Origin of the sequence: Paenibacillus sp. 8b26, from assembly GCF_050626875.1 — a bacterium.
GTDB lineage: Bacteria > Bacillota > Bacilli > Paenibacillales > Paenibacillaceae > Paenibacillus.
In genome coordinates this window covers 1,004,948-1,029,657 of sequence record NZ_CP192445.1, presented here as the reverse complement: position 1 = coordinate 1,029,657, position 24,710 = coordinate 1,004,948, and the positions used below count along the sequence as shown (strand labels likewise).

Annotated in this window: 20 protein-coding genes; 15 read left to right on the top strand and 5 right to left on the bottom strand. The window is 45.9% G+C overall.

Annotated elements, in window-relative coordinates; genetic code table 11:
- Positions 1-5: 5 nt before the first annotated feature.
- Positions 6-935, bottom strand: a complete 930-nt coding sequence (locus ACQ4MX_RS04390) for an ArsR/SmtB family transcription factor (RefSeq protein ID WP_431089530.1) — start codon at positions 933-935, stop codon at positions 6-8.
- Positions 936-1,443: 508 nt separating this feature from the next.
- On the opposite strand from ACQ4MX_RS04390, the gene ACQ4MX_RS04385 reads away from it, so the two are divergent.
- The 12 genes from ACQ4MX_RS04385 to ACQ4MX_RS04330 all read left to right on the top strand — a co-directional run bounded on the left by ACQ4MX_RS04385 (position 1,444) and on the right by ACQ4MX_RS04330 (position 13,666).
- Positions 1,444-2,787: an ABC transporter substrate-binding protein gene (locus ACQ4MX_RS04385; protein ID WP_431089529.1), complete on the top strand. Its 1,344-nt coding sequence runs from the start codon at positions 1,444-1,446 to the stop codon at positions 2,785-2,787.
- Between the two features lie 91 nt (positions 2,788-2,878).
- Entirely contained in the window at positions 2,879-3,769 is an 891-nt protein-coding gene (locus tag ACQ4MX_RS04380) for a carbohydrate ABC transporter permease (protein ID WP_134910278.1), read from the top strand.
- Between the two features lie 27 nt (positions 3,770-3,796).
- Positions 3,797-4,639, top strand: a complete 843-nt coding sequence (locus ACQ4MX_RS04375) for a carbohydrate ABC transporter permease (RefSeq protein ID WP_149094866.1) — start codon at positions 3,797-3,799, stop codon at positions 4,637-4,639.
- 82 nt (positions 4,640-4,721) lie between these two features.
- Positions 4,722-6,107 carry an arabinan endo-1,5-alpha-L-arabinosidase gene (locus ACQ4MX_RS04370; protein WP_431091251.1) on the top strand — a complete coding sequence of 462 codons (1,386 nt, stop codon included), beginning with the start codon at positions 4,722-4,724 and terminating at the stop codon, positions 6,105-6,107.
- A gap of 41 nt (positions 6,108-6,148) precedes the next feature.
- Positions 6,149-7,120, top strand: coding sequence for a glycoside hydrolase family 43 protein (locus ACQ4MX_RS04365; RefSeq protein ID WP_149094864.1), 972 nt, complete (start codon positions 6,149-6,151; stop codon positions 7,118-7,120).
- A 163-nt stretch (positions 7,121-7,283) separates the two neighbouring features.
- Positions 7,284-7,475 carry a hypothetical protein gene (locus ACQ4MX_RS04360; RefSeq protein ID WP_431089528.1) on the top strand — a complete coding sequence of 64 codons (192 nt, stop codon included), beginning with the start codon at positions 7,284-7,286 and terminating at the stop codon, positions 7,473-7,475.
- Between the two features lie 108 nt (positions 7,476-7,583).
- Positions 7,584-9,692 carry a class I SAM-dependent methyltransferase gene (locus ACQ4MX_RS04355; RefSeq protein ID WP_431089527.1) on the top strand — a complete coding sequence of 703 codons (2,109 nt, stop codon included), beginning with the start codon at positions 7,584-7,586 and terminating at the stop codon, positions 9,690-9,692.
- A gap of 89 nt (positions 9,693-9,781) precedes the next feature.
- Positions 9,782-10,321: a GrpB family protein gene (locus ACQ4MX_RS04350; RefSeq protein ID WP_431089526.1), complete on the top strand. Its 540-nt coding sequence runs from the start codon at positions 9,782-9,784 to the stop codon at positions 10,319-10,321.
- Between the two features lie 22 nt (positions 10,322-10,343).
- Positions 10,344-10,997: a hypothetical protein gene (locus tag ACQ4MX_RS04345; RefSeq protein WP_431089525.1), complete on the top strand. Its 654-nt coding sequence runs from the start codon at positions 10,344-10,346 to the stop codon at positions 10,995-10,997.
- Between the two features lie 92 nt (positions 10,998-11,089).
- A complete protein-coding gene (locus tag ACQ4MX_RS04340) occupies positions 11,090-11,515 on the top strand; it encodes a VOC family protein (protein WP_431089524.1) in 426 nt (141 codons plus the stop codon).
- Between the two features lie 286 nt (positions 11,516-11,801).
- Positions 11,802-12,275 (top strand): MarR family transcriptional regulator, encoded by a 474-nt coding sequence (locus tag ACQ4MX_RS04335; protein WP_431089523.1) that lies wholly within the window; start codon positions 11,802-11,804, stop codon positions 12,273-12,275.
- 155 nt (positions 12,276-12,430) lie between these two features.
- Positions 12,431-13,666: an MFS transporter gene (locus tag ACQ4MX_RS04330; protein WP_431089522.1), complete on the top strand. Its 1,236-nt coding sequence runs from the start codon at positions 12,431-12,433 to the stop codon at positions 13,664-13,666.
- Between the two features lie 140 nt (positions 13,667-13,806).
- On the opposite strand, the gene nrdF is transcribed toward ACQ4MX_RS04330, so the two are convergent.
- The 3 genes from nrdF to nrdI form a co-directional block, all read right to left on the bottom strand.
- Positions 13,807-14,772, bottom strand: a complete 966-nt coding sequence (gene nrdF / locus ACQ4MX_RS04325; RefSeq protein ID WP_149094861.1) for a class 1b ribonucleoside-diphosphate reductase subunit beta — start codon at positions 14,770-14,772, stop codon at positions 13,807-13,809.
- 201 nt (positions 14,773-14,973) lie between these two features.
- Complete coding sequence (gene nrdE / locus ACQ4MX_RS04320) at positions 14,974-17,058, bottom strand: class 1b ribonucleoside-diphosphate reductase subunit alpha (protein ID WP_431089521.1); 2,085 nt, start codon at positions 17,056-17,058, stop codon at positions 14,974-14,976.
- Positions 17,045-17,404: a class Ib ribonucleoside-diphosphate reductase assembly flavoprotein NrdI gene (gene nrdI / locus ACQ4MX_RS04315; RefSeq protein WP_134910268.1), complete on the bottom strand. Its 360-nt coding sequence runs from the start codon at positions 17,402-17,404 to the stop codon at positions 17,045-17,047. The genes nrdE and nrdI overlap by 14 nt, the downstream gene beginning before the upstream one ends.
- Before the next feature lie 487 nt (positions 17,405-17,891).
- Between nrdI and ACQ4MX_RS04310 the strand changes: the two genes are divergently transcribed.
- A complete protein-coding gene (locus ACQ4MX_RS04310; protein ID WP_431089520.1) occupies positions 17,892-18,437 on the top strand; it encodes a GNAT family N-acetyltransferase in 546 nt (181 codons plus the stop codon).
- Positions 18,438-18,762: 325 nt separating this feature from the next.
- Here the strand turns inward: ACQ4MX_RS04310 and ACQ4MX_RS04305 are convergent, their stop codons facing one another.
- Complete coding sequence (locus tag ACQ4MX_RS04305; protein ID WP_431089519.1) at positions 18,763-20,454, bottom strand: ABC transporter substrate-binding protein; 1,692 nt, start codon at positions 20,452-20,454, stop codon at positions 18,763-18,765.
- 281 nt (positions 20,455-20,735) lie between these two features.
- On the opposite strand from ACQ4MX_RS04305, the gene ACQ4MX_RS04300 reads away from it, so the two are divergent.
- Both ACQ4MX_RS04300 and ACQ4MX_RS04295 read left to right on the top strand, forming a co-directional pair.
- Positions 20,736-21,803 carry a LacI family DNA-binding transcriptional regulator gene (locus tag ACQ4MX_RS04300; RefSeq protein ID WP_431089518.1) on the top strand — a complete coding sequence of 356 codons (1,068 nt, stop codon included), beginning with the start codon at positions 20,736-20,738 and terminating at the stop codon, positions 21,801-21,803.
- Positions 21,804-22,015: 212 nt separating this feature from the next.
- The gene (locus ACQ4MX_RS04295) at positions 22,016-24,568 is read left to right on the top strand and encodes a beta-mannosidase (protein WP_431089517.1); all 2,553 of its coding nucleotides are present in this window, start codon (positions 22,016-22,018) and stop codon (positions 24,566-24,568) included.
- The last annotated feature ends 142 nt before the right edge of the window (positions 24,569-24,710 follow it).

Sequence of the window (24,710 nt, the reverse complement as noted above, 5' to 3'; positions counted from 1 at the left end):
AGCTATCAGCTATAGTTGTTCTCCCCGTGTTCTTCATAAAGCACACGCACCAGCAGATCCTGACTGAAATTGCCGAATCTTTTGCCGAAAATGGTGAGACCCCCTTTGTTCTCCGACTGATCGGATACGGACAAGCGTAGTGTAATATCGCTTTTATAGTTAAGCCCAATATCGTCTATTGTGACTTCTGATATACGGCACCCGTCAATGAAGCTTCCATGTTGATTGATGCGAATTAATTTGAGCATGCCATATTGATTCAAATGCGGTGGCCACCAATCGGGATTCAGAACCCCCGGTACTTCTCCAAAATCTCCGGCGCTAGTCCAGTGACCAATAGGGATACCATTGACATGAAAACAAATGTCGGAAGGATACTCCTCACAATAACCTGGTGCTTCTGAGCCCAGCTCTGCGGAAAATTGAATTTCGGTAAAGGATTGATTCTCTTTCAGATAGTTAGGGATCCGATATTCCAGAAAACCATCTGCCATCCAGATCATTTCCGCGTCCAGCCGCTCGGGATCTGCAAAATAGCGGGGATCATCAAAATCACCAATAATGCTGTCTCTGGTTACCAAGCCACAGGTAGGTACTGCCTGATAGTTGCTATAATGACCGATGCGAATTTCAACCTCATACACATTTTTCTGCTCTCTGCTACGCAAGTCCACCATCAGTTTTTCCTTGTTCAGATAGCACATTTTTCGGGTTCCGTGCTTGCCACTCACGGTATTGATCTCGACAAGGCCGCATTCCTCCAGCTTACGAATATGCATCGTAATCGTGCCGTTGCTCAGATCAAGTTTGTTAGCGATGTCATTCATACTTTGTCCTTGATGGGCGGCGAGTAATTCCAGAATTTGAATGCGGATTTCCGAACCGAGCGCTTTGAAAATGTCTAGCCCTGACATTAAGTCCTTAATATAAATCATAGCTATAGACCTTCCTTATCTCTAAAAAATGTATTGTAAGCGCTTATATATTTGTTTTGACTTATGTTAAAATAAAATCAGAAAGAAGTAAACTGCTTTGCTGTAAATTATTTTTATGAAAATAAAAAGAAAAGTGCAACGAACCTCAGAATCGATTTTTTATCAAAATAAAACGTATTAAAGTTATTTAATTGAATTATACAGTTAAAATGAACTTAAATACGTTTTAATTTAACTTTTCATGCTATTCAATTCTATACTTTATATTTGTTTAAAAAGATTTAAAAATACATTGACGAACCGTTGAACGGCATGCTATATTTTGTTTGTAAACGAATACATTATTGATAAAGTAAAATGTTAATTATATGGCGCATGAGAGGGATGATGATCACAGGCTGAGTGTACAACAGATGATGTACCGCACAGGTGAATACAGCCCAAGTGGTATGAGTTTATTTTAACACTATATGTATGCGGTTTCATTTCAAATTTAGGAGGGGTCGCGTTGATAAAGAAAAAAGGTTTTGCAATGACAATGGTTGTGCTGTTGTTGATGGTTGCTGCACTGGCTGGCTGTAGTGGAGGAAGCTCCAGTAGTGATGGAAGCAAGGAGCTTACGTTCATGTTCCGTGGCGGAACAGATGAGCAGAAGGCATATAAGGAAGTCATTAAGAAATTTGAAGAAGAACATCCTGGCGTGAAGGTTAAAATGGTCGTTACAGCAGCGGATCAATATGCGACAAAGCTTAGAGCTGCGATCACAGGGAATAATCTTCCAGATGTCTTTTATTTTAACCCTGGAGATGTGAAGGCTTATGTAAATAGTGGGGTACTGAAGGACCTCACCCCTTACATTGAGAAGAACAAGGATATAAATCTGGATAACATTTGGAAATACGGTGTGGATTTGTATCGCTATGACGGTAAAATGGCCGGTCAAGGAGATATTTACGGTATGCCGAAGGACTTGGGTCCATTCGCACTCGGCTACAACAAAACGATGTTCGAAAAAGCGGGCATTCCCTTGCCTGATAAAGACAAACCGTATACATGGGATGAATTCATCAAGGTCAGCCAAGAGTTGACCAAAGATACAAATGGCGACGGCAAGCCAGATCAATACGGTACAGGCTTTAACGTTCAGTGGGCATTACAAGCCTTTGTATGGAGCAATGGGGCGGATTGGCTGGATGAGAGCAAAACCAAAGTAACGATTGATGATCCGAAATTTGCGGAAGCGCTTCAGTACTTTGCTGATATGCAAAACAAATATAAAATTACACCTGGTATTGAACAATCACAAACACTGGACACCTATCAACGCTGGATGAAGGGTGAAATGGCATTCTTCCCGGTAGGTCCTTGGGATATGAGTACATTTGAAAAACTGCCATTTGAATATGATCTGTTGCCATTCCCGGCAGGATCGACTGGCAAATCAGCAACATGGATTGGTTCTCTGGGTATCGGTGTTTCCTCTAAAACAAAGTACCCGGATGAAGCTGTAGCTCTGGTCAACTATCTGACGACTTCCAAAGAAGGAATGAAGCAGCTCGTAGACGCAAAGGTACAAATTCCGAATCTGCTGGATATGGCGGATGAGTGGGCCAAAGATACGAAAACCAAGCCTGCTAACAAACAAGAATTTATTGATATTGTGAATGACTATGGTCGCTCATTGCCAGGCAACTATACGTATAACGCCGAATGGTACGATATTTTCTTCACCGATATTCAACCTGTGCTGGACGGTAAGATTACAGCAGCGGACTATGTAAAGCAGGAGCAACCAAAGATGCAGAAACTGCTGGATAAAGCGGTGGAGCAAGAGAAAAAATCACAGAAATAATGCATAAATAGCGGATAAGGGATGATGTTAGTGGCTGATATGATGCTGCTGGCATCATCTTCATTCCAAATTAGAAACAGAGGTGAGCCCTGTGATAACCAAATCTAATCTCTACCGCAAAGAGAAGATATATGGATACTTATTTATTCTTCCTCCTATTCTCGGTCTGCTAATCTTTACGTTGTTCCCGTTTGTCTATTCGTTATACGGCTCTTTTACAGATTGGGACGGATTGGGACAAATGAACTTTATTGGTCTCGACAATTTTAGGGATTTATTTAGCGATGAGCTCTTTTACAAATCTATGTACAATACTCTTTTCTTAATGCTGGGTATTCCAATCGGTCTAGTATTAGCTTTACTGCTAGCACTGGGGTTGAATCGTAAGATTCCAGGCACGACGACATTTCGTGTGATCTACTATATTCCGGTTATTTCCTCTTTGGCTGCCGTTTCTATTATGTGGAACTGGGCATACAACGGAGACTATGGTCTGGTGAACCAATTTCTTGAGCTGTTCGGCATCAAAGGTCCTAACTGGCTGATGGATAAGGATACAGTCAAGCCAGCCTTGATTCTCATGACGGTTTGGAAAGGTCTTGGCTATACCATGTTGCTGTATCTGGCGGCGTTGCAAAGTGTATCTCGCTCTTATTATGAAGCAGCAGAGCTGGATGGAGCCAGCGGATTCCAAATGTTCCGCAACATTACATGGCCAATGGTGAAGCCGGTAACCTTTTTCCTGGTCGTAACCAATATCATTGGCGGTTCGCAAATTTTTACCGAAATGAACATTATGACACCAACGGGTGGTCCAGAATACTCCTCCGCCTCAATCGTCTTCTATATTTGGGATAAGGCATTCAAAAACCTGCAAATGGGCTATGCCTCCGCGATGGCTATGATTCTCGGCATCTTCATTTTTATCGTAACGTTGATTCAATTCAAAATGAATGAAAAGTCATCCTTTGATGGGGATTGATTTTCGCGGAAAGGAGTGAGTCTGATTATGTCCCATAGTCAAAGAACAAAAGTTACCAATACGATTATCTTTATTGCCCTGGCCATTGGAGCTATTGTGATGATCGCACCGTTGCTCTGGATGCTGTCCACCTCGGTTAAGGAAAAGCAGGATGTTTTTGCTCTTCCGCCAGTATGGATACCAGAAGTGTTCCAGTTCAGCAAGTACAAGGAGATTTGGGAAGCAGGGCCTTTGCTCAGCGGGATTAAAAACAGTGTAATTGTAGCAGTAAGTGTTACCGTTATTGGTACTTTTACATCCAGTGTGGCCGCTTTTGCATTCGCAAAGCTGAGATTTCCTCATAAAAACAAACTGTTTTTGGCCCTGATCGCATCGATGATGATTCCGTATCCGACGGTTATGATTCCACAGTTTATGATGTTTTCCAAGCTCGGTTGGGTAGACACGCTTCTGCCACTGATCGTTCCGGGTCTGTTTGGGAATGTGGTCATGATCTTTTTCCTGCGGCAGTATTTACTTAGCATACCGGATGCCATTATCGAAGCTGCCAAAATTGACGGAAGCTCTTATTTCCGACTCTACTCGTCGATTACGTTCCCGCTCATTAAGCCAGCTATCGCTGCGCAGCTTATTTTATGGTTCATGGGGATTTGGAATGATTATCTGGCCCCTATTATTTATTTGAATTCACCGGAAACGCAGACGTTGCAGCTAGTCATAGCGAACTTTAATGCGACCTATGCCATTCAGACGGATTATCCGCTCATTATGGCAGCTTCCATAATCGCTTTGTTACCTGTGCTGATTATATTCCTGATCTTCCAGAAACAGATTATTGAGTCGGTTGCTATTTCTGGTGTCAAAGGTTAAGTGTAGCCACTGGAGGGCACGGATGAATGATGCAAGGCAATCAGAATATGTAATGGGTAAAGGAAGGAGGAGAATGACAGTTATGGTGATGCTACTTATGCTGGGCCTATCCGGCTGTGGGGATAATACCCCGGACCCTGTGTACCCGCAGGCTCCGCCTCCCGATCACTTGTATGATCAAAGTACGATAAACGATGAGCAGCAATGGGCGATTAACAATGCGCATGATCCGGCGATTATCAAAACAGATCACGGCTATTATGTCTACTCCACGGATGTAAAGGCAGGCGGAGAGCTGAGACCGGGGGTTATGGTACGTAAATCGACTGATCTGATTCACTGGAACTGGGTACAGTATGCACTGCCTGGTATTCCCAAGGAAGCGGAGGCATGGTCGTCAGCAACCAATCTGTGGGCACCGGACGTTATTAAAATGGGCGATACCTATCGGATGTATTATTCAGCCTCTACCTTTGGAAGCACACGATCAGCCATCGGATTGCAGACATCCAGCTCGCCGGAAGGCCCGTGGAAGGATGAAGGGCTGGTCATTAAAACGAAGGAGCATGACAAGCTGAATGCGATTGATGCCAATCCGGTGCTGGATGCGGAGGGGAATTCGTGGATGGTGTACGGCTCGTTTTTTGGAGGCATCTATATTACACCGCTTGATCCCCAGACTGGAAAGCTCAAAGAATCCGGCTATGGCAAAAATATTGCCGCCAGAGATCGGGCAACAGAGAACGGTGCTGTGGAAGGGCCGTACATTGTGTATAATCCCGCATTCCGCAAATATTACTTGTTTGTCTCATATGATTCTTTGTTCGAGGATTATAATGTACGCGTTGCCCGCTCGGATTCGATCACAGGGCCGTATGTGGATATCAATGGACATGATATGGCAGATACCGGCTATTTACCCCAATACGAGATTGGGAACAAGGTACTGGGCGGTTATCGGTTCAGCGAAGGAGAAGGCTGGATTGCGCCGGGTCACAATTCCGTCCTGAAGGACGGAGAGGATTATTATATCGTGCATCATGCACGGGGAGAGACGGATAAGCGATGGCCGTATCTGCATGTACGAAAAATATTATGGACCGCTAAGGGCTGGCCTGTCGTATCACCGGAACGGTATGCGGGCGAGAAGGAACAGGACATACCTCAAAGATTATTATCCGGCAGTTGGGAACGCATCGTGATGAAGCAGGAAGTGGACGGTCAAGTGGAAGCTGAACCGCTTCGTCTGGAAGATGGAGGTCGGGCAACCAGCGGAACGCTTGAAGGCCACTGGAGCTTTGACGGCAAGCGTACTTTAACAATGGATTGGAGCGATACATCCGAAGGAACCAAGGAACAACTGCTTTTACTTCCTTCATGGGATTGGGAGCTGGGTCGCCAAACTTTAATTTTTACAGGGATGGACGACAAGGGAATTTCCATCTGGGGTAAGCGTATCGGTGATTAATTGTATGAACTACATACTTATATATAGAGGAGAGAAGAACCATGAATCAACCTGTACCTTTTATTAATCCGGTTATTGAGCAACGTGCAGATCCCTGGATTTACAAGCATAGTGACGGATATTATTACTTTACCGGGTCCGTACCTGAGTATGATCGCATTGAGGTTCGACGGGCACTTACCATTCAGGGATTAAATACAGCAGAGCCTGTCGCCGTGTGGCACAAATATGAAACAGGCCCGTTAAGCGCCAACATTTGGGCACCGGAAATTCATTTTATTGATGGCAAATGGTACATTTATTTTGCAGCGGCCCGCACTACAGAAACGAAGGAAGGCCTGTTCGACCACCGGATGTTCGTGCTGGAAAATGCTTCGGCCAACCCGCTGGAAGGAGAATGGGTGGAAAAGGGGCAGATCAAAACCCGTTGGGAAACGTTCGCGCTTGATGCCACAACCTTCCAGCATCATGGAGTTTTGTATTATGTATGGGCACAGAAGGACCCGGACATTGTCGGTAATTCCAATCTGTACATTTCTGAAATGAGCAATCCGTGGACGCTGCGCGGTGAACAGGTGATGATCTCCACTCCTGAATATGATTGGGAAGTCATTGGTTTTAAGGTGAATGAAGGAGCGGCAGTTCTGAAACGGAACGGACGAATCTTTATCAGTTATTCAGCCAGCGCCACCGACTACAATTATTGCATGGGACTGCTGACAGCGGACGAAAATGCAAACCTGCTCGACCCGAAATCGTGGACGAAATCACCTCAGCCTGTATTTTGCACGAATGAGGAAACGGGCCAGTTTGGACCGGGTCATAACAGCTTTACGGTTGGGGCTGACGGTAATGATGTTATCGTGTATCATGCAAGGAACTACAAGGAAATTACGGGTGACCCGCTGTATGACCCGAATCGCCATACACGTGTCCAGCCGTTGAACTGGAATGAGGACGGAACGCCTGATTTTGGCATTCCTGTACCGGATGGAGTTCCTGCCGGTAAATAAGCGAAACGAATGGTACAGGAGTTGACGTGTTGCATAGCAGCCCCGCAACTTTCTGAACGATGCAGAGAATAATAAATTAACTGCAAGTAACAAGGGTCATAAGATATTTTCTAAGCCGTAAGGCTGGGAGATATCTTTTTGTTTTCGCAGTACCTTTGCCACGGTGAAAGAGGATCATCGGGGCAGGCTCGAATTTCTGCACATCCCCGGTACGGATACTTGTGTCGTAGCGATTCATGATTATGTGCCGTCCCTGCCCTGGTTTATTTATAAATGTACACAGGCCGAAGTGCATCTGGGGGTCATGTATGCGTTTGGCAAGCATGTCAAACGCAGGATTGATAAAAATGTTTAATATTTTCCACGGGGTGGAAGCTGCAAATGTATGGTAAAGTGTAGTTTATACAAGGCTCTTACCTATCACACGTTTATACCGAATCCGAATCAATCGAGGTGAGGAAAAATGCTGCAATCGTTAAAAGCCATTGCTAACTATCGGAAAGAAAACGATCTGGCCTGGGATACGCCAACTTGGCTGAAGCTGCTTGTTTCGGCTGAGGAGCGTATTGTGAATCTGGAACGCATCCACTCCATAGGGGAGTTAAAGGATGCTAATCCCGTACTGGATTATGTGGAGCATACGTTGCTTATTTTGGACGGGCTTCCGCTGTCTTTCTGGATTAAGGAGCTGCTAGAAGACGTGCTGGTTTGGTCTGAGACGGCCAAAGGAGGCACAGTTCGCGAACGGCTGCGCTGGCAGCAGGAGGGCATTAATTTATTTGTGCATAATATCGGTTCCGCCCAGCTGTACGTCAGACAGGCTCAAGCGGAGAAACCGGTGTTTCCCCGCAATACTATGACTCGGATTCTGATTGAGACCCATGGATTAATTGGACAATATATACGGGGCGAAATTCCTTTTGCGGAAAATCGGGCGCTGCTGGAAATTACCCGTAAGGGCTGGTTAAGCCACGAGGAACTGGAGCTTGCCTTACGGGCGCTGAACGAGTGCATTATCGCCGGGGTAGACCCTGAATTATGGGAGCAGGTACGGAGTGAAGTGGAGCAACTGATTGGCTGGATTGCATGGGATAACGCGCCTGTGGCCTGGAGTGTAAAGGAACGACTGGAGAGATTACGATCGGTTTCTATTCATGAAGGGGAGCCATTTGAGCAGGCTTACGCCGAGCTGGAGCGCGAGTTGAATGTAGATAAGGCGCTGACTCCGTTGGAGAATAGAACGCTTTGGTATGTGGAGTCGGCTTTACAGGATTTTTCGCTTCAGGAGCTGGTGAAGGTATTTTTGCTCACGTTACGGGATGGTACGGGACAGGAATTGCCTGCAACGGTACGTCATATCAGCTTTGAATCGCTCATGAACACCATGCATTATGACTATCGCGGCATCAAGAAAATTAACGTTTATAAAAAACGGATGATTGAAAAATATTTACACGCGTTATCCTGGCAGGATATCTTGAAAGGAAAACGGAAGCATAATCCTCATTTGAATGTGATCGTGGAGCATAAAGAGGAACTGCCGAGTACCGTTTTTTTCAATTTTCATTTTTCATCTGCGGCTGAGAAGCTGATCGACTTTTGCATCGAGGCGGAAAAAACGCCTTTGTATGACAAAGCCATATTGCTGCTGTTTGATCTGTTCGGCTTGCGACGTGATGCTTATGATCGTTTTCACAATGAGGAGACGTACCTTACGGACATGAACCTAACTGTAGATTACAAAAAGGTCATTCTGGATTACGTGACGGGAACTCGTGTACTGGATATCGGACCGGGTGGGGGTGTGCTGCTGGACCTGATTGAACAGGAGATACCAGACGCGAAGCCGCTGGGACTTGATATTTCTGTGAATGTTATTGAAGCGCTCAAACGTAAAAAGCAATTGGAGGGCCACCGCTGGGATGTTATTAAAGGAGATGCTCTCCAACTGGAGGAATTTATAGAGCCGGGGAGCATGGATACGGTCATTTTCTCTTCCATTCTCCATGAGCTGTATTCTTACATCGAACGGGATGGAACCCGATTCAATCTGCATACGGTAGAGGCTGCTTTGCAAAGCGCCTATCGTGTGCTGGCACCGGGCGGACGGATCATTATCCGTGACGGCATTATGACTGAACCGGTAGAACAGCGCAGACGAATCCGGTTCCTGGAACCGGACGGAATGGAATGGCTGTTGCGATATGCCAAAGATTTTACAGGTCGCGACATTGAAGTGGAGCGTGTGAGTGAGCATGAGGCTATTTTGCCTGTGAACGATGCGATGGAATTTCTATACACCTACACGTGGGGAACAGAAGCTTATGTGCATGAAGTGCAGGAGCAGTTTGGGTATTTAACTCCTTCACAGTATGAAGAGTGTATTCGTCGCACGCTTGGATCGCAGGCAATAATTCGTGAAAGTCGTCACTATTTGCAGGAGGGCTATGCGGAAGCGCTGGCCGGGCGTATTGAATTTACCGATGAGCAGGGAGAGCCGGTTCCTTTGCCAGACAGTACCTGTCTGATCGTGATTGAGAAGCCGAATAATAGGGCTGGAGTTGCTGAATGATTTTTAATTTGAACAAGAGAATGCCTTCTGATTTGTGCCAAGCACGATTAGAAGGCATTTTTAGAAAACTAGTGGAGGTGTGTTCATGTATGTCCTCGCAGGTGGAGATATCCGGGTATGATTCGCAGTGGGCGGAAGAGTATACGCGAGAGCGAGCGAAAATTGTAGTGACTCTCAGAGGTGTATGTGTTGGCATAGAGCATATCGGTAGTACGTCCGTTCCTAATCTCGGAGCTAAGCCTATTATTGATATTATGGTTGGAGTGGAAGAGCTGGCAAGTCTTCAATCCGAACATCGAGAGCGTTTACTAGGTATTCAATATGAATATGTACATAAGCCAGATTTTCCAGAGAGAGCTTTCTTTCGCCGTGGAGAATGGGGAGCTGGGACTCATCACTTGCATATTTACAAGTATAAAGGTAAGCATTGGGAAAACCATCTATTGTTCAGAGATTACTTAAAAGCGTATCCTGATAGTCTGCGAGAGTATGATACTTTAAAAAAAGATTTGGCGAACCCATTTAAATATGACCGTGCAGCGTATACCGAAGCCAAAGGACCATTCATTCGGCAGATGGTTGAGCAGGCGAGGCTTGAAAGATATAGGCAGGGACAGATGAATTCTTAGTACGCATGGACAAGGTGGAGGAATGATGAAGGATATGATGCTGGAAGCACAAGTAACGCCGGATGGTTTAAAAGACAGAATGATGCTGTTGTCAGCGCTGGACATTATATTGTCTACCGAAGATTGGTTACGCACGTATCGTATGCAGCACGTAGGGTCTGGTGATATGTGTATGGGGGAGGTGAACAACGGCGCTGGAGATACGATTCATATGTTGTGGACGTGTGGAGGTGTGCTGTTGAAGGGTTTTGACCACGAATCCCCTGTAAGTCCTCATGCGAGAGACGAATATGAGGTCTGGCCGGGCATGTATGACGGTGTGCCTGATTATATGATGGAGCTTTTGGAAGACGAAGCGCTGGAGAAGGAGGATGTTACCTTTTGTATGTGGAGGGAAGCAGGAGATACGGCATGGCGTATGGGCAACGTGAACATCCCCGAGGCGTATGATGATGGTGCTTCCTTTTTACTGGGGAAACTTATAGTTACACCGGAGGAATATCAGGATTGGGCTGAAAGTTGCTATGAGTTGGTGATTTCTCTAGAGGTGGTAAGCCAGATTTTCAACGGTGTTCCGATCACTACACAGATGATCTCTGCGCTTCATCCACAGCGTGACGTTACGGAAGCGATAAAGGAGCTAAAGCAGCTTGGCGTTCAAATGCATGAAAGCTAAGAATACAGATTTGTTTTTCTTGACAAGTTTTGTATATAATACAGGAGAAATGGCTGAGTTAATCACCTCAAATTAAAGGAGCTGTGTTGAAGGTGTCCAAACGTTTGATTCCTTACATCACGATGGATGGAAATGCAAAAGAAGCAATCGAATTTTATGAAGAGGCATTGGATGCTCAACTGCTTTTTATTCAAACCTTTGGGGAAATGCCGGAAAACCCCGATTTTCCCATTCCCGCAGAGGTCAAGGAACGTGTTGGACATGCTACCCTTAAAGTGGGTGAGACAGAGCTTATGTTTTCTGATACCTTTCCCGGATCACCGTTTAACAGCGGGAATCAGGTGAGCATCTGTATTACAACCGATAGTGTGGAGCAAGCTCAAAAAATGTTTGATGCTCTACAGCAAGGAGGACGGGTGGGAATGCCTTTGCAGGAAACCCATTTTAGTCCAGCTTATGGGAATGTAACAGATAAGTTTGGTGTCACCTTTCAAATGTTCACAGAGGCTCGGTCTTAAGAAATGGAAAGCGGCTCGATTTCGCTACTTTAGCGATCTGGTCGTTTTTTTGCGTGCATGTCCTCGTCTGAAAAATAAATATACATACATAAAGCTGGGGAGTGATATCTTTCTTACCCTGTTTGCCGTTTAGTGGATTAGGTTTATTTACTGAATGCTTAGACGCTTTCGGCTCTCTTTTTTCACGTATAGCTCAATTCCTAAAATAAATTATTTTAATATTTTTGAACTGGAAACAAAAATTTAATATAATATTGTAATGCACCAACGGGTGGGAGGATAGGACATGAACAAAGAAGAACAGGTCTTAATGGGTTTCAGGGACTTATATAACAAGATAGTTTGGCTTAATAAGGATAAGATGGAAGACAGTCTTAAGGGTTATAAGCCTTCTGAAGTACATTGCATCGAATACATTGAAAAAAATGTAGATTCCAATGTGACAAAACTTGCGGAGTCCTTTTATATGACTCGCGGTGCCATAAGTAAAATAACGAAGAAGCTCATAAAAAAAGGCCTTATCGAAAGCTACCAGAAGTCGGATAACAAGAAAGAAATCTATTTTAGGCTTACGGAGCAAGGGAAAGTAATTTATAAAATCCATGAGGACCTGCACAAAGAGTTTCAAGAGCGAGATAAAGTCGTATTTGAGCAGGTAACCGAGGAACAATTTGACAGTATGCTTAACTTCGTGGAAAATTATAATAGGCATTTGGATGCAGAAATAAAGAAACTGGGTGTAGATATTAAGTCGGAATAAATTTGAATAATGAAAATGAAACCACAGGCAGCCGGGCTCTATTGAGAACAGGCTGCCTTTTTATCGTTATTATTTTGTTGACAAGGAAACAAAGTCGCGATACGATGAGAATGTTTCCAAGGAAATAAAACCACAGCTTTTGAGGGGAGAATTTAATGTTCAAATTTAGATCACACAATGAACAGATCACAGAACAAACCGTAGATAAACACGCTTTAATATTCGGTCTTATCTCTGTGTTTCTTTGCGGAATAGGCTTCAGTATCATAGCACCTGTCGTCCCATTCTTAGTACAGCCTTATATAAGCAATCCGGGAGAACAAGCTATCGTTGTTACGCTGCTGACCTCTGTTTATGCCTTCTGCGTGTTTTTTGCGGCCCCCGTACTTGGAGCTCTGAGTGACAAATATGGCCGTCGTCCATTGCTCTTAGTATGCCTTTTGGGTTCCGCAATCGGGTACTTGGTTTTTGGCATAGGAGGAGCTCTATGGGTACTATTTGCGGGGCGCATAATAGAGGGTATAACAGGCGGGAGCATAAGCACGATCTTCGCATATTTTGCAGACATCATTCCTCCAGAACAGAGAACCAAATACTTTGGATGGGTGAGTGCGGTTGTAGGTGTAGGCACCGTCATTGGCCCAACTCTAGGCGGATTACTTGCCAAGTTTGATTATTCTGCACCCATGTATTTTGGAGCAATCATAACTTTAGTGAATGTTATATATGGATTCTTTTTTATGCCTGAGAGCCTTGACAAGAAACATAGACTGAAAGAAATTACTTTTGTAAGACTTAATCCATTCATACAGCTTGCAAACCTGCTTTCCATGAAAAACTTAAACAGGCTACTTATCTCAGCGTTCTTACTTTGGATACCCAACGGATCTTTACAGGCCGTTTTTTCACAATTTACAATGGATACTTTCAGTTGGAAGCCTGCACTAATCGGACTTATGTTCTCAATTATGGGTGTCCAAGACATCATCTCACAAGGTTTCATCATGCCAAAGCTTTTGAGAAAACTTAGTGATAAACAGATAGCCATTCTTGGAATGGTTTCGGAGATTATAGGCTACAGTCTTATTGCGCTATCTACTTTGTTCTCATTCTATCCTCTTTTTATCGCTGGCATGTTTATATTTGGTTTTGGTGATTCGATCTTCGGGCCTTCATTCAATGGGATGCTCTCCAAGTCTGTCGATTCTAGTGAACAAGGAAGGATTCAAGGAGGTAGTCAATCTATTCAGGCTTTAGCAAGAATGATTGGGCCTATCATTGGAGGTCAAATCTATGTATCACTTGGTCATGCCGCACCCGCTTTTATGGGTATGATCCTTATAGCAGCGGCAATACCAGTTTTATATAAGAAAACGTATGTAAATATGTAAACTACCTACTTTCTTTAGGCAATAGGGTTTCAGAACTTAGGGACAAGTTCTGAAACCCTATTTGTTTACAGTCTGAGCCATCCGCATGCGGATGGCTCTTCATAGTATCACCTTGCTAAATTAATTTCACGTATTTGTGCTTATACGCCAAAATTAAAATCATCATCTGTCAATGGCTCCACATTCATTGCACGCACGTAGCCGTTTCCTTTTTTAGAAAAGAAATCGTGCTGCTTGGTGTGGGTGCTGATGCCGTTGAACACAATCGGATTGACTTCTTCTTCTTCAAATAATGGATCAAAGCCCAGGTTCATCATGGCTTTATTAGCGTTGTAGCGCAAGAAGACTTTGACATCATCCACCAGCCCGATAGGAGCATAAATTTGCTCGGTGTATTGCTCCTCGTTATTGTGCAAGTAGCGCAGCAACCCTACCAGCGTCTGGTACAGATCCCGTTGCTCTTCCTCGTCCAGCTCTGCATAAATCTCCTGTGCCAGCACACCTACATAAACACCGTGAATACTTTCGTCCCGCAAAATCAGGTCGATAATTTCTCCGCTGCATGTCATCTTACCCTGACCCGCCAGATAGAGAGGGTAGAAGAAGCCGCTATAAAATAAATAGCTTTCCAACAGCACCGACGCTGCCATCGCGAGATACAGGTCTTTGGGTGTGTGGATATTCATATAATACTGACGAATGGTTTCCGCCTTGGTCTGGAGGTGCGGATTTTCCTCTACCCAACGGAATACACCGTCAATCTCTTCCGTAGAAGCCAGGGTTGTAAAAATACTGCTGTACGATTTCGCATGAATTTGCTCCATCATCGCCATAAAGCTCAGTACAGCTTTGCGTTGCAGCCCATCCACATGCTCCATAATCTGCGGCATACCTACGCCGCCTTGAATCGTATCCAGCAGCGTTAAGCCGCCGAGCACCTTCATGTAGGCATCTTTTTCAATATCACTGAGGGTGACCCAGCTCATTTTATCATCGGACAGCGGAATTTCATCATCCGTCCAAAATTGCATAATGTTCTGATTCCAGAACATCAGTGTGAAATCATCGTCCGAGCGATTCCAGTTTACAGCTTGTATACCTGTCATTGTTTAGCATTCTCCCTTCAGCTTCCGAGATTTCCTAGAGTCACAATAAGGTGATGTAGGCGAATCATCATATGCTTGACATACGGAAGCTGCATCCGCGAGGCCGTGTCCCAACCCATAAAGGGCGGAACATCGCGCTGGATACAGCTTCTAATGAAAAGCATCCATATGGATTTCTAATGTTAATTTATGAGCACGGTCTTAGATCGAGCAGGTGAGGCACTCTTCTACAGACAGCTTTTTGGTACGTGTGTAGTACAACGATTTGAGTCCTTTGTGAGCAGCATACAGATAGCAACGCGCCAATTGGCGTGTAGTCACGTCACTGTTCACATGAAGCACGGTCGAAATCCCTTGATCCACGTGAGGCTGGATTTCTGCAATCAGGTCAAGCACTTTGAACTGATCCATTTGATACGCGGATTTATAAAAGAACACATTATCTCTTTGCAAGTAAGGCATTGGATAATAGGTCGTCGAATTCGCATAGGTACGTGTTTCAATTTGTTCCACGATTGGCATCACGCTGGACGTCGCATTTTGAATATATGAAATGCTGGCCGTCGGCGCAATCGCCATACGGTACGCGTGATACAGGCCGTTCTTCTGCACGTCTGCTTTCAGCTTGTCCCAATCCTCGGGAGAAGGAATATAGATGCCGTTGAACAGCTCTTGTACGCGTGCCGTTGTCGGACGGTAATCGGTATTCAGATAACGGTCAAAATACACCCCAGTCGCATAATCCGATTCCTCAAAGCCATAAAAGCTTTGTCCGGCCGCTTGGGCGATTTCCATGCTTTTCTCCAAAGAGTGATAGTTCATCGTCATGAAGAAGGTACGGACAAAATCCTTCGCTTCGTTGCTTTCATAAGCAATTTTGTTCTTGGCAAGGTAGCCGTGCAGGTTCATGACACCCAGACCGACAGAATGCATTTCACGGTTTGCCTTGGCAACACCCGGCGCGTTCGCGACTTGGGTCATATCGCTGACCGAGGTTAGGGCAATCATCCCCTCGTGAACGGATTCGCGGATTTTGCCATGCTCCATCACATTTACAATGTTGAGAGAAGCCAGATTACAGCTGATATCCCGACGGATTGTATCCTGTTGGCCGTAATCTGTAATTTCAGAGGTTTCCTGTAATTGAAAAATTTCTGTGCACAGGTTTGACATTTTAACCTGGCCCACGTTTTTAAGAGCATGTGCCTGATTCGCGTTACTTTTGTTCATCATGTATGGATAGCCTGATTCCAACTGGATCATGGCAATTTTGGTCAGCATGTCACGCGCGCTCATCGCTACCTTTTTCTTCACCCGGTCGTCAGCGAGCAGTGTATCGTACATTTCATCCAGATCCATATCGTCCAGATGGGTACCGTAGGCCTTGTATACACTGTAAGGAGCGAATACATGCAACGGCTCATTATCCTGAGCCAGCTTATAAAAGCGGTTCGGTACAATCAGTCCGATGGAGAGTGTCTTCAGGCGCACTCTTTCGTCGGCATTGATTTTTTTACTATCCAGGAACTCCAGTACATCCCATCCGAAAATGTTGTAGTATGCTGCGCCGGAACCTTTACGTTGACCCATCTGATCCGCGTAGGAGAAGCCGTCCTCCATCAGCTTCAGCACAGGCATAATTCCTTTAGCCGCGCCTTCTACACCTTTGATCGCCTCACCGCGTGACCGCAGTTTCGACAGGTTGACCGCGACACCGCCGCCGATTTTGGACAACTGCATGCAAGTGTTCAGCACGTAGTTGATCGAGTTGAGGGAGTCGTCCATTTCGAGCAGGAAGCATGATACCAGTTCTCCACGACGGCTTTTGCCTGCATTCAGGAAGGTTGGCGTAGCCGGCTGGAGACGCTGCTCCATCATCGAGCGGGACAATAGGCGCGCCGTATCGGCGTTACCGCGTCCCAAATGCAGGGCGACGACCGCCACCCGGTCAGGGTAGTGCTCCAGATAAACCTTACGGTCATTACTCTTCACTGCATAATCCGTATAAAACTTGGATGCTGCCATATAGGAAGGAAATTTAAAATTATAACTATGAGTGATATGGAAAATATCCTTAATTTCGTCAGCTGTATAGCTACTATAGAAATTTTCGTAATAATCATTCTCAATCATGTAGAGCACTTTAGCCGCTGTATCCGCAAACTTCAAGCTCCGTTCTTCGACTTCCTTCATAAATTCGTCTACAGCCTCTTGGTCCTTTTCCAATTGGAAAAAGCCATCTGTATCGCGTTTCATCAACATGTTGTTCAGTTCAATATGCCGCAACTCGGCTCACCTCCTGTTTGAAACGCTCTACATCGCCGAACGTTCCAGATAATTCAAATTTACTGATGACAGGCACGTTATAATGGTCGGAGATCAAATCCGCGCTTTTGGCAAAGCTCTCGCCCCAGTTACGGTTGCCGCTGGCAGCCACACCCACGAGGTTTTGAGCATTTTTTTGCAAAAAGGAAGATACCTTCTCAGGTATCTGTCCAAACCCCGTTGTATATGTAATGAGTACGTATGGTTCCTCTATAGTCATTTGCTCCTGGATTTGGACCGCCGGAAGCTTGAGCTTCCCGATAAATCTTTTTACATTGCCGGTCTTGGAATCATAAGCAATCAGCATTGTATTCATCCTCCTTGACATTTGGCAAAACGGCATCTGCCCAAGGCTCGAAATCCTGTAAAGATTCGCAAACCCTTGCTGGCTGTGCTTCGCCAAAATTTTAACGCCTATTTATATCGGTACTTCCATATCTGTATTTTCAAGATATATGTGTAAAATACGCGTTATACACTATATTTAGAGTACGATTTCTATTTTATATCTATATATAGGTGAGGTCAATCACTTTTAAAAGGTTGGGCACAAGGATTGGGGGCAAGTCCAAGCGGGGTGCGGGATAAGCGGAATAACTTTTTTTTCGTGCGAATTTTACAAATGTACTGGAGTTTTGAAGGACGAAGATGTACGATTTGTCAATAGGAGATACTGTGCTAAATCTACCTTTTACTGTAGGGGGAATATGAATGATGGGAAATGGATTTATGGATTCAGGGTCGTTTGATGCCATACTAGGTATACCCATACATAACCGAAGGGAAGATGTACTATGCCGCATATTATTGGGGAACGCATCGTGCTGAGAGAGTATCGTCAGGAGGATATACCGGAAATACGAAAATGGGTCAATGACCCGGATATTACATGCGGTTTGAGCGATGTTTTTACTTATCCTCATTCTCAGACGAATAGCGAAGCCTACGTACTGAAGGGCTTTGTTATTGCGCATAAAGACACGCTGGATTATATCGGACAACTGGATTTATTTAAAATCAACTGGTTGAATCGGCACGCCACGCTCGGCATTGTGATTGGGCGCGATGATAACCTGGGCAAAGGCTACGGACGTGAAGCGATCCGGCTATTACAGAAATTTGTATTTCATACACTGAACCTGAATCGACTGGAGCTGGAGGTCTATGCATACAACGAGCGTGCATATCGCTGCTATCTGGCCTGCGGCTTCAAGGAGGAAGGTCGGCTGCGGCAAAAGCTGTTCAGGGAAGGACAATACTATGACATCATTCAGATAGGGATTTTGCGAAGTGAGTATGAGGCTGCGGAGCAAACGACGGAATCTTCGCAGAACGTGTAGGGAAACAGACAGTCATCATCGTGTCATGTATATATGGAACGAAACAGAACGTTCAATGTAAAAGGGCTGAACAGCATTAGGCTGTCAGCCCTGTAATCTTTCATACATATAAGCCAAACTCGAACTATAAGCTGACTTTAAAAAAATAAGCATCAAAACGGAGTAGGCGGAATGGTGCTGTACAAGCGAAGCGGTCGCTTTTGTCCCCGGATTTCTATCCTAGTTATATGATTATTCAAGGAACCTGGGGGCGGTGGCGATGGCAAGCACCATCCGACTGCGTAGTGGCACGATAGGTAACTTTTAAGTTCAGCTTATTTGATCGTTATTTTTCCCCGTTCCACAGCTTGAGCCTATTTTGGATCAGACCGGTGTAGATTTCTTCAGCCTTCGGCACACCTGCCTGATCCAGCTCTTGGAGCATGCGGTCATAGACAGCATCAAATTGATCCGGCTTGGCGAGTACAGCTTCGGGAATCCGTTTGCGCACAATGTCCTGCGACTTCTGATAAATGACATTGTAGTTTGTATTGGTCGGGACGGGCATGTTGTAGGCGGCGCCCCATTCTTTTACCGGAAAATCCTTCTCGTTCGGGAACAGGTCCTTCCACGTTCGAGCATTGTATGCTTGCAGGGATTTTTTTTCGGCCGGGCTGTAATTTTCGGTAATCATCTCCGGATAGTTCGTCGTATAGTAGTTGCCGGAAGGGTCCTTGATGCCGTCACCGTAATGCGGCCCCCATATCCAGTACAAACCGATGCCTGACTCTCTCGTAAAAGCGGAATTATCGGTGTTTTTACGTTGCTGCACATCGGCCGGAATAACTCGTTTGCCGTTCTCTACATTGTAATGCTGGCCTTCGATTCCCCAGTTGCGCAAAATTTGTCCTTCGTCGGAGGCCAGAAAATCCAGAAACTTGATGGCACGCACGGGATTTTTGCACGAGGTTGTAATTCCGATCCCGTATGCAGCATCAAACCCGAGCGGCTGGAGGGAATGGTCCTCGTATTTCTCGCTTAACGTAACCGGGAAATGCGCGTAGGTAAATTCATCCTTGCCCGACGCTTTGAGTGCGTTTTCGGCATCCTGATAGTTCCATTTCTGATCGATGAGTCCAATTACACGGCCTGCGGCGATTTTGGACTTGTATTGATCGCTTTTTTGCACAAATGTGTCCTTATCCAGCAGTCCTTCGTTGTACATGTGATTCAGCCAGCGAAAATATTCCCGTTCTTCCGGGCGTTTGTAGTGGAGAATGGCTTTATGCGTCTTGGGGTCGATATAATACTCTCCATCATCCGGTCCGCCTGTAGCGGTAACTGCCGGATTGGTTACGGTAATTTGAATTTTCCAATCTTCGGCATCAAGGGAGAGGGGGATGGTAGGCTGACCGTTAGTGGTGGGGTATTTGGCGACATAGTCCTTGAGCGCTTTTTCAAAATCCTGAACAGTGCGGATTTTCGGATAGCCGAGCTTCTCAAGTGCCTGATGCTGGATTTCGAACCCGGCTTGTGCGTCAAATGCGATGTGATCTACACCCAAATTGGTTGGGATCGTATAGATGGCAGGGTCGTCATGGCTATATTTAATACGGTTAAAATAATCTCCGTACACTTTCTTGATATTGGGGCCGTATTTGTCAATCAGGTCGGTTAAGTCAATGAGTGCCTCGGCATCGACCAGCTTACCGACATCGCTTTTGGGGTAGACCAGGTCAGGATACTCTCCGCTGGCAGCCATCAAAGCAAACTTTTCCTCACTCCGGCCATTGACGGCATGTTCCCCGTTCAGTGTGACGCCCGTTTTTTTGATGATTTCCTGCCCGACTGCATCCTTCATATTATTCCAGTTGGAGCTGGCGTCACCACCAAAAAAAGTAAGTGTAACAGGACTGGTGTCATCGGGATTTTCCTTTTCTGCCGTACCGCCTGTTCCGTTCGCGCAGCCCGTTGTCACGAGCAGCAGCAAAGCTAGGAGCAGGATGGAGCCTTGTCGTACCGACCTGTTTTTGAACATCTGCAAAATCCCCCTCTATAAGTATGATTTACATAATGTAAGTGCTTTCAATAGTAAATTGTAGGAAATAGCGAGCCTTCCGTCAAGTCATTTCTGTTGATTTGTTATGTGTTTGTTTTTTTATTATGCAAACATATTTTGGTGGATGGTGTGGATTTGTGCAAATCTATCGTTTGATGATCTAAAACAAAGTGTGCTACGATGATACCAGTTTATTAGTACGCCCATGTATTGGAAAGGTAGAGGCAGAAAAAAGATTCCGAATAGGGTTGGGTGAGAAGATGCGTGGAAAAGTAACGTTGCAGGAAATTGCGGATGCGGCGGGCGTTTCAAAGTTCGCTGTTTCGCGTGCATTGTCCGGCAAGCCCGGAGTAAGTGAGGAGACGAGGGCAGTGTTGGTCAAGCTGGCTGCCCAGATGGGCTATTTTCGCAATCATCCAAAGACAACGGGGGTGGAACCTCGGGACACGGATGCCGGGGAATGGTCGGGCACTGTGCTGGTGTTATTTCCGAATATACGGCACCAGAACAGAGAATCCAGGTATTGGGGTCCTGTGTTTGAAGGTATTTCCGAGCGTCTGAACCGAAAGGGGATGAACATGCTCACGTTAACGGAGCCTTCGACAGAGGATATGTTTTCTTTGCTGAATCCGGAGGCGATCAAGGGCATTATCACGGTGGGGTCCATTTCCACTTCAATATTGCTGAATATTTATCGGATGAGCATTCCGGTTGTCATGGTGGATCATTGGGATTCTGCGTTTTTAAGCGATACGGTGTTCACGGATAACCGCACGTGCATGGGTGAACTCATGAGAAATGTGCTGTGCAGAGGCTATACCCGTTTTCAATTTGTCGGAAATATCGACGATGCTCACAGTTTCTATGAACGTTGGGAAGCTTTTCGCTCCACACTGGAGCTTGGAGGAATAGACTTAAAGCAAAACGGAGCTTTGCTCCACATGGGAGCGCAGAAGCTTGCCGAGGAATTGGGCAAGCTGACCGAGGATGAATTGCCGGAGATGTTTGTATGTGTGAATGATGTGACTGCCGGGCAAGTGGTGGATGCGCTCAAACAAAAGGGTATTGACGTCCCCAGGCGCTGCGGGGTGACCGGTTTTGACGATACGAGCGAGCAGATGCCGATTTATGCTACGGTGAGAGTGGATAAGGAGCTACTGGGAATGCGTGCGGTGGATCAACTGCTATGGCGTATAACCAACCCGGATTCTCCCGTCGAGAAAAAGCTGCTGCACGCGGAGCTAGTCGTACGGGAGGGGTATGCGCCGCGGCTCAGTCAGGGAAATGATGATCATGAACACCCGATTAGTACAATCAAATATAGTTGATGTCCAGATGTAGATGATCGAGCTCCGTACATGGGGAAGATAAAAAAGTCGCTTTTAGCCTTTTTGGCCGAGAGCGACTTTTCTTTGTTGTTTTTCAATTTGTTTTTTTACAAAAAAACGATTTGACTAATTTGTTAGCTTAATGTTATTTTTGTTATGTTTATAGAGGAGTCAAGATGTTCCCAATCATCCTTATAGGGAGGCTTGTGACGATGTTCAATGTGACAGGGTTGGATAACTGGAGGTTTAGGGAAGCACAAGGTGATGAGTGGCTTAGCGCAAAGGTACCGGGATGTGTGCATACGGACCTTTTACGACATGGCAAAATTCCTGATCCTTTTATCGGAACGAACGAGGAGAAGGTACAATGGATTGACAAACAGGACTGGATATACGAAGCCCATTTTGAAATGAGTGTGGAACAGCTTCAGTGCCCGTGTGTAGAACTGGTGCTGGAGGGCTTGGACACGTATGCGGAGGTAAAGGTGAATGGACACCCCGTTTTGTCGGCCAACAATATGTTTCGGATGTGGAGACGGGATGTGAAGGCATGGGTTCAACAGGGAGAGAATCGGCTGGAAATCGCGTTCCGTTCTCCAATAGCTGAGGATGTGCCCAAGCTGGAACAACTAGGTTACGCTCTTCCTGCGCCGAATGATCAGTCCGAAGCGGGTGGTTTGGCGGACAAAAAGGTAAGTGTCTTCGCGCGAAAGGCTCCTTACCATTACGGTTGGGATTGGGGGCCGAGGCTGGTGACGAGTGGCATTTGGAGAGAGGTGCGCGTGGAGGCATGGTCTGGTCTTATCGTTAGAGACTTGTTTATCCGGCAGGATGAAATAAGTGCAGAGGGAGCCAGACTCACGGCTGTGGCAGAGATTGAGAATGCGGGTGAGACCAGAGAAGCCGATCTGCGTATATCCGCTGACGGCAGGGAGTGGTCGAAGCCTGTTCGTTTGCTGAAGGGAAGGCAAACGGTGGATCTGGAATTGTATATAGAGCAGCCAAAACTGTGGTGGTGCCGGGGACTTGGAGAGCCGCATCTATATACGTTTGCAGCCGAGCTTGTGCACCGGGATGAAGGAGCTGTAATCGCGGAAAAAACGGTGAAGACGGGCTTGCGTTCGATTCGTCTTGTACGTGAACGGGATGTGGCGGGAGGGAGTTTTTATTTTGAACTGAACGGGGTTCCAGTGTTTGCGAAGGGAGCCAACCATATTCCGAATGACAGCTTTGCCCCTGAAGTGACACGGGAAAGGTATCGGCATGAGATTGCTAGCGCTGCCGCCTCTCATATGAACATGTTGCGGGTCTGGGGCGGCGGTATTTATGAGGAAGACGTATTTTACGAGCTTTGTGATGAATACGGTTTATTGATATGGCAGGATTTTATGTTTGCGTGCAGTATGTACCCGGGAGATCAAGCTTTTTTGGACAATGTGGTTAAGGAAGCGGAGGACAACATCAAGCGTCTGCGCAATCATCCATGTATCGCGTTATGGTGCGGCAATAATGAGATTGATTCGGCTTGGGCGCATTATGAGGAGAACGGGGGCTGGGGCTGGAAAAAGGATTATACGCCAGCGCAGCGAGAGCGCTTGTGGTCTGATTATGAGACACTTTTCCACCGGATTTTACCGGAAGTGGTACACATTTGGTCCCCGCAGACGGCATATTGGCCCTCGTCTCCACTGATCGGCCTGTCTGGTGACCGAAATCAGCATGCTCATCCGTCTTCGACGGCGGGGGATGTTCATTACTGGGGCGTATGGCACGCATCTGAGCCGTTTGAAAATTACCATGTGCATGTGGGGCGTTTTATGAGTGAATATGGCTTTCAGTCCTTTCCCGAATACAAGTCCGTGCGCTTCTATGCAGAAGAGAATGAGCTGGAGCTGGAATCAACAGTAATGCTGGCGCATCAGAAGAACGGGGCAGGCAATCGCCTGATTAAAGAATATATGGAACGGTACATGCGGGAGCCGAAGGATTTTAAAGCTTTTCTTCCCATGAGTCAGATTTTACAGGCGGAAGCGATGAAAATGGCAATCGAGGCCCATCGGCGTCGCAAGCCTTACTGTATGGGCACATTGTATTGGCAGATGAATGATTGCTGGCCCGTTGCATCCTGGTCGAGTATGGACTATTTTGGTCGCTGGAAGGCGCTGCAATATACGGCTAAGCGCAGCTTTGCCGATGTGCTGCTGAGCGTGGCGGATACGGATCAGGGTAATAAGGAGCTGCATATTGTCAACGATACGCTAAAACCTGTTCAGGGCACGCTGCGGCTGACGCTTTTGCAGATTCGGGACAGCAAGACCATCCATGAAGAGGAAATTCAGGTAGAGCAGCGAGCTAACGCAGCGGGGCTGGTACATATACTGCCTGCCGACAAATGGCTGAATGGACAGAACCCTGCGGAGCATATGCTGGTCGCACGTCTGATAGAGCACGGTGAACAGGTGGCTTCCTGTGAAGTTTATTTTGCTGATACAAAAGAGATGGATTTGCCACAGCCGAATATTGAAGTGATAGAAGTACAGGGAAGTGGAGGAAGCCGCTTTAACCTTCGCTCGGATGTACTGGCGAGGCATGTATGGCTGTCAGCGGAGCAGGAAGGCATTTTCAGCGATAATCATCTGGATCTGGCACCTGGTATTCCGAAAACGGTGGAATTTTGGGCTCTGGGCAGGGGGGGCTCGGCTTTTGAGGTAGCTTCTCCAGGCAAGCTGACGGTACGTTCATTGGTAGATTGGATACAAGGTTAGAGAACAGTTCAGGTTTATCCGTACTTCATTTAGGCGGATAAACCTTTTTTTTGCTGTATAAATGATTTTGTGATGATATGTATAGCGTTTTCATTATGTTAATATATTTAACATAAGTGAGTTTTTGAATTGAATATCAACG